At 41.1% G+C, this 12986-nt stretch carries 16 protein-coding genes; 7 read left to right on the top strand and 9 right to left on the bottom strand.

The window, feature by feature from the left end:
* Positions 1-199: 199 nt before the first annotated feature.
* The 3 genes from E4U82_RS06100 (at position 200) to E4U82_RS06090 (ending at position 1848) form a co-directional block, all read left to right on the top strand.
* Positions 200-625, top strand: a complete 426-nt coding sequence (locus tag E4U82_RS06100; RefSeq protein WP_135109191.1) for an HIT family protein — start codon at positions 200-202, stop codon at positions 623-625.
* A gap of 146 nt (positions 626-771) precedes the next feature.
* Entirely contained in the window at positions 772-1293 is a 522-nt protein-coding gene (locus E4U82_RS06095; protein ID WP_135109190.1) for a tryptophan transporter, read from the top strand.
* Between the two features lie 198 nt (positions 1294-1491).
* Positions 1492-1848: a YtxH domain-containing protein gene (locus E4U82_RS06090; protein ID WP_135109189.1), complete on the top strand. Its 357-nt coding sequence runs from the start codon at positions 1492-1494 to the stop codon at positions 1846-1848.
* A gap of 160 nt (positions 1849-2008) precedes the next feature.
* Here the strand turns inward: E4U82_RS06090 and E4U82_RS06085 are convergent, their stop codons facing one another.
* The 3 genes from E4U82_RS06085 to E4U82_RS06075 form a co-directional block, all read right to left on the bottom strand.
* The gene (locus tag E4U82_RS06085; RefSeq protein ID WP_135109188.1) at positions 2009-2971 is read right to left on the bottom strand and encodes a glycine betaine ABC transporter substrate-binding protein; all 963 of its coding nucleotides are present in this window, start codon (positions 2969-2971) and stop codon (positions 2009-2011) included.
* Positions 2972-3057: 86 nt separating this feature from the next.
* Entirely contained in the window at positions 3058-3897 is an 840-nt protein-coding gene (locus E4U82_RS06080; RefSeq protein ID WP_135109187.1) for an ABC transporter permease, read from the bottom strand.
* Positions 3890-5104 carry a quaternary amine ABC transporter ATP-binding protein gene (locus E4U82_RS06075; RefSeq protein WP_135109186.1) on the bottom strand — a complete coding sequence of 405 codons (1215 nt, stop codon included), beginning with the start codon at positions 5102-5104 and terminating at the stop codon, positions 3890-3892. Before E4U82_RS06075 ends, E4U82_RS06080 begins: the two co-directional genes overlap by 8 nt.
* Positions 5105-5586: 482 nt before the next feature.
* On the opposite strand from E4U82_RS06075, the gene E4U82_RS06070 reads away from it, so the two are divergent.
* Entirely contained in the window at positions 5587-6057 is a 471-nt protein-coding gene (locus E4U82_RS06070; protein ID WP_135109185.1) for a GbsR/MarR family transcriptional regulator, read from the top strand.
* 59 nt (positions 6058-6116) lie between these two features.
* On the opposite strand, the gene E4U82_RS06065 is transcribed toward E4U82_RS06070, so the two are convergent.
* The gene (locus tag E4U82_RS06065) at positions 6117-6440 is read right to left on the bottom strand and encodes a DUF1878 family protein (protein WP_135109407.1); all 324 of its coding nucleotides are present in this window, start codon (positions 6438-6440) and stop codon (positions 6117-6119) included.
* 207 nt (positions 6441-6647) lie between these two features.
* Here E4U82_RS06065 and E4U82_RS06060 point away from each other — a divergent pair, with 207 nt between their 5' ends.
* Positions 6648-7205 (top strand): DUF3267 domain-containing protein, encoded by a 558-nt coding sequence (locus E4U82_RS06060; RefSeq protein ID WP_135109184.1) that lies wholly within the window; start codon positions 6648-6650, stop codon positions 7203-7205.
* 508 nt (positions 7206-7713) lie between these two features.
* On the top strand, positions 7714-8679 hold the full coding sequence (locus E4U82_RS06050; protein WP_135109182.1) for a peptidylprolyl isomerase: 966 nt from the start codon (positions 7714-7716) through the stop codon (positions 8677-8679).
* 145 nt (positions 8680-8824) lie between these two features.
* Here E4U82_RS06050 and E4U82_RS06045 read toward each other — a convergent pair whose 3' ends face one another.
* The 3 genes from E4U82_RS06045 to E4U82_RS06035 form a co-directional block, all read right to left on the bottom strand.
* Positions 8825-9019, bottom strand: coding sequence for a sporulation YhaL family protein (locus E4U82_RS06045; RefSeq protein WP_135109181.1), 195 nt, complete (start codon positions 9017-9019; stop codon positions 8825-8827).
* Between the two features lie 79 nt (positions 9020-9098).
* On the bottom strand, positions 9099-10049 hold the full coding sequence (gene yhaM / locus E4U82_RS06040) for a 3'-5' exoribonuclease YhaM (RefSeq protein WP_135109180.1): 951 nt from the start codon (positions 10047-10049) through the stop codon (positions 9099-9101).
* 36 nt (positions 10050-10085) lie between these two features.
* Positions 10086-10664, bottom strand: a complete 579-nt coding sequence (locus E4U82_RS06035; RefSeq protein ID WP_135109179.1) for a GbsR/MarR family transcriptional regulator — start codon at positions 10662-10664, stop codon at positions 10086-10088.
* Positions 10665-11360: 696 nt separating this feature from the next.
* Here E4U82_RS06035 and E4U82_RS06030 point away from each other — a divergent pair.
* Entirely contained in the window at positions 11361-11546 is a 186-nt protein-coding gene (locus tag E4U82_RS06030; protein WP_135109178.1) for a YhzD family protein, read from the top strand.
* 110 nt (positions 11547-11656) lie between these two features.
* Here E4U82_RS06030 and E4U82_RS06025 read toward each other — a convergent pair whose 3' ends face one another.
* Positions 11657-12427, bottom strand: coding sequence for an enoyl-CoA hydratase (locus E4U82_RS06025; protein ID WP_135109177.1), 771 nt, complete (start codon positions 12425-12427; stop codon positions 11657-11659).
* Positions 12428-12566: 139 nt separating this feature from the next.
* Positions 12567-12929: a YlbF/YmcA family competence regulator gene (locus E4U82_RS06020; protein WP_135109176.1), complete on the bottom strand. Its 363-nt coding sequence runs from the start codon at positions 12927-12929 to the stop codon at positions 12567-12569.
* Between the last annotated feature and the right edge of the window lie 57 nt (positions 12930-12986).

Genomic DNA, 12986 nt, shown 5'->3' with positions numbered 1-12986 from the left:
AAAAATGAGCCTGGCCTGTTTATTTTTTTGTTACAAAAACCATAAACTGCGACGCGCGGTAATCAGAGTGGCCTCTATATGACAATTTTCGTTACCTTGCTGTTTGTCTCAATTATGCCTTATATTTGTATTCACTTGGCTTTACTTTTAACCCGGTTTCTTTATACAATAAATGAAAACACGTATAGGAGTGATTGGCATGGCGCATGAGGATTGTATTTTTTGCAAAATCATTGATGGTGAAATCCCGTCAGCGAAAGTTTATGAGGATGAAGCCGTCTACGCGTTTCTGGATATCAGCCAAGTAACAAAGGGACACACACTAGTCATCCCGAAAACCCATACGAAAAATATTTATGAAACACCGCCTGAAGTTGCAAGCGAACTGTTTAAACGGATTCCGACCATCGCAAACGCCATCAAAAAAGTTTACCAGCCGATCGGCATGAACCTGTTAAATAATAATGAAAAGCCCGCGGATCAGTCCGTATTTCATTTACATGTTCATCTTCTGCCGCGTTATGGTGAGGATGACGGTTTTTCATTCAACTGGCAAGTGCATGAGAACGATTATTCACAGGATGATTTGCAGCAAATTGCCAAAGAAATTGGTGATGTGATTTAACAAGCACCACTAATAATAATTAGAAAATTGATTCTGTTTATTTGCGTGCTTTTCTGTTATAATGAGATTATGCTTTCGCAGCTGGCAACACGTGCACAGCTGGGGGGCCAAAATAGATAGTTTAGCTGAGAAGAGGAGAGGTAAAAGTGAATACAAGAGTTTTGGTATTTTTATCGTTGTTATTAGGGATTGGTGCTGTGTTGCATTTTATCATTCCACCATTTATTTACGGGATGAAGCCAGACATGCTGCTTTCCATGATGTTTTTAGGAATTATGCTTTTTCCAAAGGCGAAATATGTTCTGCTGTTATCGGTAGGAGCAGGCATTATTTCCGCTTTGACAACGCAGACACCCGGCGGCCAGATAGCCAACGTGATTGACAAACCGATTACAGGCATTCTGTTTTTTGGACTGTTATTACTGGTGAAAGATCGTATCAATGTTAAAATCAATGTTCCAGTATTAACAGCTGTCGGTACGATGATCAGCGGCTCCATATTTCTAACTGTCGCGCTTTACATTGTGGGCTTAATGGACGGAGCCTTCCCGATCTTATTCGGTACAATTGTATTGCCAGCAGCTGTATTGAATACAGCATTTATGATGCTTGTATATCCAATCGTGCAAAATATTTTAAAACGGGCACAACCGCTGACCACCGCCTGATATTTGACGGCATGATATAAATTATCAATCCTTTGGCACTATTTATCTGTCAGGGGATTTTTTAAAATTAACGTTCATTATGATAGTGAACAGGCAAGTATGTCGAGTGGTCTGCATCAGGCAGCCTCAGGCAATTCACAGGCATTTCACCTCCGCTTGCCGGGGTATATGAATTCTTTGAAAGGAGCGTTTATCTTTATGACTAAAGGAAAATCGTTATTTCTCGGGATGGTGGCAGGAGGAGCATTAGGTGCTGCTGCGGTATTATTAAGTACCCCGGAATCAGGCAGGAATTTACGGAGTCGTGCCAGGGAACAGCGTGTTGAATGGCAGGAGCTACTTGAAAACTTAAAAGATGGCAGTCTCAAGTTAAAAGAGCGACTGACCAATACATCCAAAGAAGGAGCTGTCCTCGTCAGGGAACTAACACAGGAAATGAAAAACTCAGTAGAAGATTGGAAAAAGACCGTGGAGCCGCATCAAGAAAGTATCCATCAGTATCTGAAAGAAATTGAATCAAGCCTAAGGGACTTGGAAGATAAAGTAGGAAAATAACATTTCAAAATCGTTCCAGCTCCCCCATATCTGCCTTTTCAAATGGCGGAAATCAGGGGGAGTTTTTTATGCAGTGAATCTGCTAAAAACAAATTTTCGTCATAAAAAAAGCTGCCTCAATAGATGAGACAGCTTTTTTTATGCTTTTATGACATCCAGGTTATTCACCAATACCTTCTGTCCATTTTTCCAGAAGATCAGGATTGTCTTCAAGGAATTGGCTTGCGACATCAGCCGGCTCTCCACCATCATTGATTTCAACCAGCAGTGAGTTTTCCATTTCCGTATCGTAATCTTCTGTAATTCGCTGGACAACTTCATACGCTGCAGGCGAGTCTTCTTTGAAGCTTGTGTGTGCTATCGCTTCGATCCGATCACCTTCACCGCCATAGACTTCTTCAGGATCTTCAAGCATTTTCAGGTCCATTTCGGCAAACATCCAATGTGGTTTCCAGCCAGGAATAATAATTGGTTCTTCATTTTCAATTTTGGTTTGCAGTTCTGACAACATGGCACCTTCAGAACTTGATTGCAGTTCCCAGTTGTCTAAACCATATGTTTCAATTGCTTCTTGTGTACTTTGCATAACACCAGCGCCTGGGTCGATACCGGTAATTGTCCAATCAACTGCTTCACCCAATTCTTTATTGCCTTTCAGATCTTCAATAGCGTTCACATCCATATAAGATGGAACCGTCATTGCAAGTGGAGCTTTATCAACAAATGTTCCAACAGCTTCCACATCGTCCTGATATTGATCCCAATAGGACTGGTGGGTTGCTGGCAGCCATGACGCTGTCATAAAGGATGCATCGTCATTGGCAACACTTGTCCACATTGAACCAGCATCAACCTGTGTCGTTTCCACAGTGTACCCAACATCTTCAAGAACCTGCTTTACTAAAGGTGTACGCGCAATAGCGCCTGCCCATGAAACGTATGGAATAGTCAGTTCCGATTCACCAAGTTCTACACCGCTACTGCTGTCGCCACTGTCGCTGCTACCGCTGTCGCCAGAGTTACTGTCACTTCCTTCTTCACTGTCTCCGCCGCCACATGCTGCCAGTACAATAACCAGCACGAGTGCTGCAGCTAAGCCTAAAAATCTAAATTTCTTAAACATAAGAAATTGACCTCCTTAAAATAATATTATATATATATGTTCGGATTCATTGCGTCACTGCCGATGCAATGAATCCTGGAACATGCTTAATTTTTATTTGCCCCTTGTGTAATACGATCAAACAACATTGCAAGGATGACAAGGGACAGACCACCTTCAAAGCCCGGTCCAATTGCAACTTGTGTAACAGCCCTGTAAACGACTGTACCAAGACCCGGCGCCCCAACCATTGAGGCGATAACCACCATCGACAATGACAGCATGATGGTCTGATTAATACCTGCCATGATTGTTGGCATAGCAAGTGGTATCTGTACTTTACCCAGCCTTTGGCCAGTTGATGAACCAAATGCATTGGATGCTTCAATCAGTTCCTCGTCCACCTGCCGAATACCAAGGTTTGTCAGCCTTACAGTCGGAGGCATTGAGAAGATAATGGTAGCTACGACACCTGGCACCGTACCAAGGCTGAAGAAGACAACGGCCGGAATTAAATAAACAAAGGCAGGCATCGTCTGCATAAAGTCGAGAATAGGTGTCACAACTGCTTGGACAGCACCTTTCTGTGACATCCAGATGCCAATCGGTATACCGATTATCATCGAAACCGCAACCGAGACTATTACCAACACACTTGTTTCAATGGTTTCCGGCCAATAACCAAGATTATTGATAAGTCCAAGACCAATAAGCGCAAAAAGACCAAGTTTCCAGTTGACTACCCACCACGCTATGAGCGCTACGATTATAATCAGTAACAGTGGCGGAACAAACTCCAATAACATCACAATATTTTCGTTAATAAATTCAAGGACTGCTGAAATACTATCAAAGACCACCGAAAGTGAGTCTGTCAAGAAATCAACAAACGATTCAATCCACTCTGCCAATGGGAGTTTGGGAAAAAGAGTTCCTGAATTATCCATTTGTTTCCTCACCCCCGTTTCCATTTAGCACTTCATCGTTACCAGCAAGTGCACCGATAATAGCGCCTCTGACAACAATACCAACCAATTTGCCCGTGTCATCAACAACGGAAAGTGGTGCTTTATCTTCAGCCATAGGCTCAAATATATCATTCAGCAGTGTGTCAGGATGCACTTTCGGGATATCATTTGTAAGGATATCTTCCAGTCCTTGGCCTTTCTTCGCTGCGGCTGCTGCTTGGTCAGCCGTTACATAACCTAGCAATCTATGCTTTTTATCCACAACATAAATTGTAGAAACACCATTCTCTTTCATCAGCCTGAGGGCGACGTTAGGCCCCCGATCAGCCGTCACCGTTTCAGCACGTTTCATCACATGGCTGGCTGTCAGAACCTTGGCGAGGTCAACATCCTCAACGAAACGTTCAACGTAATCGTTTGCCGGGTCCATCAAAATTTCTTCAGCCGTCCCGATCTGTACGATGCTTCCGTCTTTCATCAGAGCAATACGGTCGCCGATTCGAAGTGCTTCATCTAAGTCGTGAGTAATAAAGATGATGGTTTTGTGTACCCGCTGCTGCAAATCCATTAATTCATCCTGCATGTCTTTCCGGATCAGCGGATCCAGCGCACTAAACGCTTCATCCATCAACAGAATGTCCGGATCGTTGGCCAACGCTCTTGCCAGGCCGACCCGCTGCTGCATGCCACCGGATAGCTCACTCGGGTATTTGTCCATATATCCGCCTAAGCCAACTAATTCAAGTGCTTCACGGGCACTCTTTTCCCGCTCATCTTTATCAATCCCTTGAATTTCCAAACCATATTCAGCATTTTTAAGAATTGATTTGTGAGGCAACAGTGCGAAGTTCTGGAAGACCATACTCATTTTTTCCCTGCGAACTTTTCGCAACTGATCTTTATTCATTTTTGCTATATTCTCATCACCAAGCCAAACATCCCCTGAGGTTGGCTGAATTAAACGGTTCAGCATGCGAACCAAAGTGGATTTACCACTGCCGGACAACCCCATTATGACGAAGACTTCACCATCATCAACTTCGAATGAGGCCTGATTAACGCCTACCGTCATCCCGGTCAGGTCCAGAATCTCATCCTTCGATTTATTTTCTTCAAGATATTTCACAGCCTGTTTCGGCCGTTTGCCAAAAATTTTTGTCAAGCGATCTACTTTAATTTCACTCATTTCTTCACCTCACTTAAATCAAGAACTCCAGTGTTTCTGCTCCCTTTTTTACGAGAATCAATAATCGTTTTTTATAAAACGCTCATTATCCCTGTAAAAAAACTTATTCCGGCAGTTCCGAGCTGCCACTTACATCTCCCCCCCTTTTTTTCTAACCGATCTTAAATAACGAGGATAATAGTCCTGCAACTTTTTTATCAGATTAAATCCATAAAACGATCCCGAAATGGTTAACTTTAATCTCACATATAACTAACCTCGCGTCATCCACTCTTACTACTATATTACTATCTCATTCATAATTCAAATGTTAAAAACTACTGATTTTGTACGTGTTTTTTGTACAGTTTAAACTGTACAGAGTTGTGTTAGCTTATTCTTTTATTTCCTTACTTTTTCTTCGATTTACTTACCACTTCCATATTTTGAATCTTGATTGTTTTAGTGTAACCTTTATTCAGCAGGTCTTTTAGGAGGGTTTTATGAACAACTCAACGATTGAAAATGCGACATATGACATTATTTCAGAATTTGCCAAAACAATAGAAATGTTTGGCTTAAGCCCATTAGAAGCACGATTATTCGTTTATTTATATTTACAGAACCAGCCAAAAACGCTGGATGACATGAGTGAAGCGTTAGGAAAAAGCAAAACATCCATGAGTACCGGAATACGGAGTTTGTCCGACTTCAACCTTGTTACCCTTGTGTGGAGAAAAGGCGTACGGAAGGATTTATATGAAGCGAATAACGAATTGTTCAAATCATTTATGAACAACTATGTAACCAAATGGATTAACGCATCCAATCATCAGAAAGATGCTCTTGAGAAAATTCACCATGAGCTTAAAAAGCTAAACATAGAAGAATATCCGGAAATAACGGATAACTTAACTAGAATCATTGATTTTCATAGACAGCTTGAATCCTCTTTTCGCAGGCTCCAGTCATAACGAAGACAACCTGGCCGCCAAATAGTCAGTTGCTTTTTATCCAGCCATTATCTCAGCTTTTATCTTTCCAGAACATCGATAAATTCCTCCATTAAAGAAGGATAGTATCCTTCTTTTTTTAATGCATAAACGGTTCGATTCGGGTCCAACTTTTCGTTAAGCATACCGGCAAACTGTATTAGAAGGGAAGAAAAATCTAAAAACCCTTCTTCTTTTTGTGTCATATACTGCTGATGCAACCTTTCCAGCAAGCGTAAAAGCTTATCATATTCACCTTTGGTCATATTGTTTTCGATGACCATCTTTGTAAATGGGTATTGATTGATATCAATTGTTTTTGATAACAGTTGAAGATACAAGTTCATGGTTTCGTTATGCTCCATATTCTCCAACAAAAAGACCCCCAGGCCAAGTTATTAAAATGTCTCAGGCACCCGATTTGACGGGATATACGAGCCATCTTAAAAAAAGGAATTATTTTTTGTATAAACCTATTGATTTTCAGATTCAAACGTACTATGATGCTTTAAGGCAATTCGGATTAAGAGGTTGCACGATAAAGCTATATACTTTAACAGGAGGGATCAAAAATGAATTGCTGGAAAATCATTAATTTCAATAAAGAGTATGGAATAACCAGGTTGTATCTGCAATCATTTTTGTTTGGCCTGTTGGCTTTTATCATTTTATATGTACCACTTTCCATCAAACATGGCACAACTGACATGAGCAAATCAGGCATTCTTCCATTTATTGTCATGGTCTGTTGCCTGCCGCTTATACACTCGTTCATGCATATTTTACCATTAATCATGATGAATAAACGGGCAAGATTGATTTATAAGCGAAACACCATTTTCTTTCCGATTATTAATTATTATACAAAAAAACATTTGACAAAAAAAGCTTCATTACTTGCAGCAGGGACACCCACCATACTCATTACAATACCCGGGGTGACGGCAGCTTATCTGTTCAGTGAATTCTATGTGTATTTCCTGATATTCACATCTGCTCATATTGCCATAACGTTTACAGATTTTATATATATCTTTTATATCGCAAAAGCACCCAGGCAATCATTTATTGAAAACAGAAATAATGAATTTACGATTCTCATACAGAACGAAAAGAAATCGGCTGGTTAGCCGGTTTCTTTTTGGTACGGGAAATTTAAATTTATACTGTTCATGACAAGCATCTTTTGATAGAGTATTAAGTATGGGAAAATGCCGCGTGTTTCTAAGGGGGTTTTTAATATGATGTTTATTTTTCCGATTTATGCCATTTTTGTACTTCTAATATTTAATTCGCTCACACATCAATTTTGTATGAAGATGGAAATGAAAGATAGAAAGCAATCCTCCATGTTTCGTGTGATTAATATCATGATTTTGGTATTACTGGTATCTTCTTATGTAAAAGTGCTAAATGCCACAGTATGAGAAGGTTGACCTATTTTTTTTGGATAAATATGTGTTATATTTATAAAGTGAAACTTCATTCTGTGAAATGATTTTCTTCACAGAATGTTAGTTGAACAGAATCGGGCATTTAGGGTCAGTTAGCCGCCGTATTTTGGCGGGTTAATGACCCTTGGGATGCGGGATAAAATAGCAAATGAAGTACTGAAAATTAAGCTGGGAGTGTTCACAAATGAAGAAATTAACGATTGCTGCAGTCTTAACAGCAAGTATTCTGGCATTAGCTGCCTGTAATTCCGGCGAGGGGGACTCCGAAGTCGTTGCCGAAACAAGTGCTGGTGATGTTACAAAAGAGGAATTTTACCAGGAAATGAAATCGCAATCCGGACAGCAGGTTCTTCGTCAACTGGTCACCTTTAAAGTATTAAGCGACAACTATGATGTATCCGAAGAAGAGGTCGACCAGGAAGTTCAAAAAACGAAAGATCAATTAGGCGGCCAATTTGAGATGTTTCTTCAGCAGCAAGGCATTCCTGATGAGGAGGCATACCGTGATACCATTCATCTCAGCCTTCTACAATTGGAAGCAGCTGCCGAAGATATGGACATTAAAGAGGAAGATTTGAAGCAACGATACGAGCGCATGAAGACGGAAATTCAGGCGAAACACATTTTGGTCGGTGATGAAAAAACTGCAAACGAAGTCAAAACCAAACTTGAAGATGGCGGTGACTTCGGTGAACTGGCAAAAGAATATTCCACTGACAAGGCTTCTGCCGAAAACGGCGGTGACTTGGGCTATTTCTCTACCGGTGATATGGCCCCTAAATTTGAAGATGCAGCTTACAACATGGAAGTGGATGAAGTGAGCGATCCAGTTAAGTCTGAACATGGCTTTCACATTATTAAAGTGACAGACAAGCGTGATACAGAAGAAGATATCGGATCATTCGAGGACAATAAAGATACCATCCGCCGCAACATTATCAACCAGCGTGTTGATGTTCAAGCACTACAGGAAAAAGTTAATGGCATGATTCAGGATGCCGATGTCAATATTCAAGCAGAAGGTCTTGAGGATATATTTGAAACAAAGAATCCTGGACAGGGCCAAGGTTCGGGACAAAGTGATGAAGGCTCTGGAGAAGGCCAGGGGTCCGGCGAAAGTGATGAAAGCTCCGAAGAAGGCAAGGGTTAAGAACGAAAGCGCTGGGGCTGTATGTTGCCAGAGTTATTCACAACACTTTACACTTTTAAATTTAAAACCGCGAAGTCATATAGGTTATGACTTCGCGGTTTTTCTTCTCAAGGTATTCATTTTTTCAGGTGCTCTGCTTTCCAGATCACTGCGGCAGTCGTTTACGCTCCTGCTTTTGTTTACGATCCTTTTCAATTCGATCAATATAGATTTTACCTTCTTGTTCAATATATTGCTGTTCAAGCCTCCGCTCTGCTCTCATTGCCTTAAACGCCATATAACCACTGAGAAAAATGAAAAGGATTATCATAAATACCCACCAAGGCACTCCAAGAATCATACTTAGCCCCCTTGTCCATGAATCTATTTCAAGTATATGACAAAAGGGGATAAAAAATAACCCGTTTGAAGAAGTCAGTTTATGAATTCCCTTCGAATAGCGGCTTGTAAAATGCCCGATTGTCCAACGCAAATAAGCGTTCTGTAAATTCTCCCGGCTTCACTTTACCCAACGCACGATTCAGTGTGTTCATCCGGGCGTCAATCAGGTCAATTAAATGCAACAACTCCGCTTCCCTGATTAATGGTGCCTTAGGGCTCCCCCATTCCGCTTTACCGTGATGGGAAAGGATCAAGTGTTGTAAAATCAGCACTTCCTCACTGTCTATTTGCAGTTCTTTAGCCGTATTTCCGATTTCCTCCACCATGATGGGAATATGCCCGATCAGTTTCCCTTCAAGTGTGTACGAAGTCGTGACAACCCCTGAAAGTTCTTTCACCTTTCCGAGATCATGCAGAATAATTCCAGCGTATAATAGATCCTTATTTGTTTCGGGATACAATGCATGCAATTCTTTTGCCAGAGCAAGCATACTGACCACGTGGTGCGCCAGTCCCGATACATATTCATGATGATTTTTCGTTGCTGCAGGATATGTCAGTAAAGCCTCCTGATATTTTTTAATTAATGCTCGCACAATCCGTTGCAGTGACGGATTGTGCATTTCAAAAATGGCTTCAGTCAATTTCCCCATCAGAACATCTTTATTAACAGGGGCCTTCTCAACAAAATCGGAAACTTGCACACCATCTGTTGTCTGAGAGGGCCTGATGGTAAATATTTTTAACTGAGGTTTCCCTCTGAACTGGTTCACTTCGCCGGACAGTTTGACAATCTGCTCAGGGATGAACACATCTTCATCCTCTTTCGTAATATCCCAGAGCTTTGCTTCGATTTCGCCGGTTGCATCACGCAGTATTAATGTTAAAAACGGCTTTCCGTTGCTGGCAACTCCCCTTGATGCAGATTTGATCAAAATAAAGTTATCAAAAGGATCGCCAATGCTGTAATGTCCTATCCCCTTTTTCAATCGCTTCCTCCCCCTTCATCTTATACAGAAACTAATTCATTCATCGTTTTCTTTATCTGTCTCTACAATGTTTTTCGGTATGTATTCAAATATCTTACCTGATTCAACAACTTGAATGAATTGCATCAGCCATCGGTAATAATCCTGGGCATATTTAAGCCTGTCTACATCCCTTTCAATCTTATCTTTCAACACCTGATCTGTCGTTTTCTGTGCGATTTTTCTTAAATCCAGTATCGTTTCCTCAGCCTCTTCAATATTCGTTTCGGTATGATGTTTCCAACGGCTCGCAAACAACGACGTGAACGATTTATACCAGTCCTCTTCTGACCTGTATAAATCTTTTCGGATTCCCCTTTTAAATGTTGATTCCACCATTTTCATATCCGATAATGCACGAACCCCTGTCGACATACTGGTTTTACTCATTTCCAGCGCATCACGCATATCATCCAGCGTCATCGGTTTATCTGAAAAATAAAGGACACCATATAAACGTCCTACTGAAGATGTAATACCATATAAATTCATATTTTTGGCGATGACCTGGATAAATTTTTCAATTGATTCTTCGTATTTTTCTTCTTCGATTGATGTGTTTTTGTCATTCTGCAATGGAATCCCTCCATACGCTTTTATAAGAGGTTGTTACCAACAAGTTATCTGAAAATAGTTTATCATTAATATCGACGGAATGCGAACAGATTTTGCTGATTCAATGAAGGTGCCCCAGAAAAAGTTCCTCACAATGGTAAGACACAGTTCACCTATATTCAACCTTTAATGATCTTCATTATTATCGCCTGATAACAGCAGTCCGTATTCAATATTCCTGAATTCCTGAAAACTTCGCGCGCTGTTCACCCATGTTTGGCAGATTTCTCTTTTTGCTCAAGCCACCTGGCCTGCATTATCCGTTCATTTTAGTCACTTTATTGGAGCGTTCCCGGTTTGAATCACTGAGAAACCTCTAAACGGCGTCTGCATAACGATCGAGTTAGCTCAGGAAGGTATGAAATCCTTTTAAAATAAGACTTTAAACACAAGGATTCGCAACCTAAACAACCTGACATCTGACATGGATAACAGACATTCTTCTTTACTGCTATTGTAGCAAATCCCTGTCACGAATGCACGTTCTATTTACTGTTTTACCTAATCTTTTTAATCAGCTGATGACACTTTGAAAACTGCCAGATGAAGCCAGTAGTCATGTGGATTCATCATAGACAGAAACATCAAAGGGTTCTCTCTCCACCCTTTTTATGATACATTTAAATGAATAGTGGTAATTTTAAAGGAGGGATCTATGTGAAAACGTATTTTCTGACTGTTTTTAATAAGACCGGGGAAAGACTGCTTAACGAAACATTCGAGGCATCCAATAACGGTCAAGCGAAAGAAATGGGTCAAAAACGTCTTGCTGATGAAGGCTACAGTGAATATACCCACCGCTGTGTCTCCCCGGAAGCAAAATTGGTACTGTTTCATCGTTAAGACTGCCTTCACATATATAATCGAAACACGACAGTAAAAGGGGGCCATTACGTGTGAAATTTATGCCCTCTTTTAACTGTCGTAACAGGAAATGACGACGGACGGGCAGCTTACTTCCCTGTAAACACCGGTTTGCGCTTTTCCTGAAAAGCCTTTACACCTTCCTGGTGGTCTTTTGTATGACGGAGCTCCCATTGTGCATTCCGTTCCGCTTCCAGGTAATACTTGAGTGTCTCGAGGTTGTTCCGATGATAAATTTTTTTCGTTTTCAGCATGGCTGCCATTGGAGAAGCCTGTATCTGTCCGGCCATATGAGTAGCATGTTCCAGCGCGTCATGTTCGGTCAGTACATCGACAAGTCCCATTGCTTGTGCTTCTGAGCCCTGAACTTGCTGTTTCTCCCAAATAAATTGTTTGGCGCGCTGGGTCCCTACCCGTTCACGCAACCAGAAATGTCCGCCGCCATCCGGGACCAGACCGATCCCAATAAATAGCATCCCCATTTTGGCTTCCTTATGAGCAACGACATAATCCGCTGCCAATGCAAGAGAAAGCCCCAGCCCGGCTGCTGACCCATTAACAGCTGATACGACCATTTTAGGCATCAAATATAATTTCAGTGCCACCGCTTCAATTGTTTGCATGACTTCTTCAAAAAATGCTTTATCCGCAAAATCAGCCATCATGCCAATGTCCCCGCCTGCAGAAAATGCCTTCCCTTTTCCGCTCAGCACGACCATACGATCATCATTCTGTTCCACCTCAGAAAGGACATTCAGCAGCTCTGCCAGCATTCTTTTATCCATGGCGTTGTATCGCTCAGGACGATTCATATAGACATACGACACGCCATGCTGACGCTCATATAATATAGTACGCATCCTATCGACCTCTTTTCACAATATTCATTGTGATATACTTTCGCGAAGTCGTTTAAAAAATCCTGCCTTCTGAAGAAAGATGTGCTGGAAAAACCAAAAATAAATCCCGCCGAAAATCGCTGCGGGAAATGTCAGATATTTATTCAGTTGTTTCTTCTTCAGGATTGCCATACAATTCCTCAAGCGGTTTTGTAATGATGCGGCTGACATCATTGATGACTACATTCAAACGCTGCTCTTCTTCCATTAATTTGGAAATATCCTCATGCTGCTGCACCAGTTCAACAACTTTGCGGGCTTCTTCAACTTCCTCTTCAGAGATTTCCTGCCCTTGCATTTGCTTTTCTTGTAATTCCATTTGTGTATTTCGGAAGTTATCAAACATTTTTTTTGCAGATTCATCAGCCATTACAGCGTCATAAGCATCCTTTAGTCTTGTGAATTCATCGCTGTTACGAATTGCTTTTTCTAACTCATATGCACTATCATAAATATTAGGCACGATAGATCCTCCTTCAACTTTGTCTAAACATACTATAACAAACGTTTGAAGCACTGT

Origin of the sequence: Lentibacillus salicampi (assembly GCF_004565465.1) — a bacterium.
Taxonomy (GTDB): domain Bacteria; phylum Bacillota; class Bacilli; order Bacillales; family Amphibacillaceae; genus Lentibacillus; species Lentibacillus salicampi.
Note: the sequence above shows the minus strand (reverse complement) of the source record. Positions and strands in the feature narration are given on the sequence as shown.

What these genes read in the sequence shown, in the direction of transcription:
- E4U82_RS06100 (WP_135109191.1), top strand. Translation starts at nt 200, where the DNA reads ATGGCGCATGAGGATTGTATTTTTTGCAAAATCATTGATGGTGAAATC.
- E4U82_RS06090 (WP_135109189.1), top strand. Translation starts at nt 1,492, where the DNA reads ATGACTAAAGGAAAATCGTTATTTCTCGGGATGGTGGCAGGAGGAGCA.
- E4U82_RS06085 (WP_135109188.1), bottom strand. Translation starts at nt 2,971, where the DNA reads ATGTTTAAGAAATTTAGATTTTTAGGCTTAGCTGCAGCACTCGTGCTG.
- E4U82_RS06080 (WP_135109187.1), bottom strand. Translation starts at nt 3,897, where the DNA reads ATGGATAATTCAGGAACTCTTTTTCCCAAACTCCCATTGGCAGAGTGG.
- E4U82_RS06075 (WP_135109186.1), bottom strand. Translation starts at nt 5,104, where the DNA reads ATGAGTGAAATTAAAGTAGATCGCTTGACAAAAATTTTTGGCAAACGG.
- E4U82_RS06070 (WP_135109185.1), top strand. Translation starts at nt 5,587, where the DNA reads ATGAACAACTCAACGATTGAAAATGCGACATATGACATTATTTCAGAA.
- E4U82_RS06065 (WP_135109407.1), bottom strand. Translation starts at nt 6,440, where the DNA reads ATGGAGCATAACGAAACCATGAACTTGTATCTTCAACTGTTATCAAAA.
- E4U82_RS06060 (WP_135109184.1), top strand. Translation starts at nt 6,648, where the DNA reads ATGAATTGCTGGAAAATCATTAATTTCAATAAAGAGTATGGAATAACC.
- E4U82_RS06050 (WP_135109182.1), top strand. Translation starts at nt 7,714, where the DNA reads ATGAAGAAATTAACGATTGCTGCAGTCTTAACAGCAAGTATTCTGGCA.
- E4U82_RS06045 (WP_135109181.1), bottom strand. Translation starts at nt 9,019, where the DNA reads ATGATTCTTGGAGTGCCTTGGTGGGTATTTATGATAATCCTTTTCATT.
- E4U82_RS06025 (WP_135109177.1), bottom strand. Translation starts at nt 12,427, where the DNA reads ATGCGTACTATATTATATGAGCGTCAGCATGGCGTGTCGTATGTCTAT.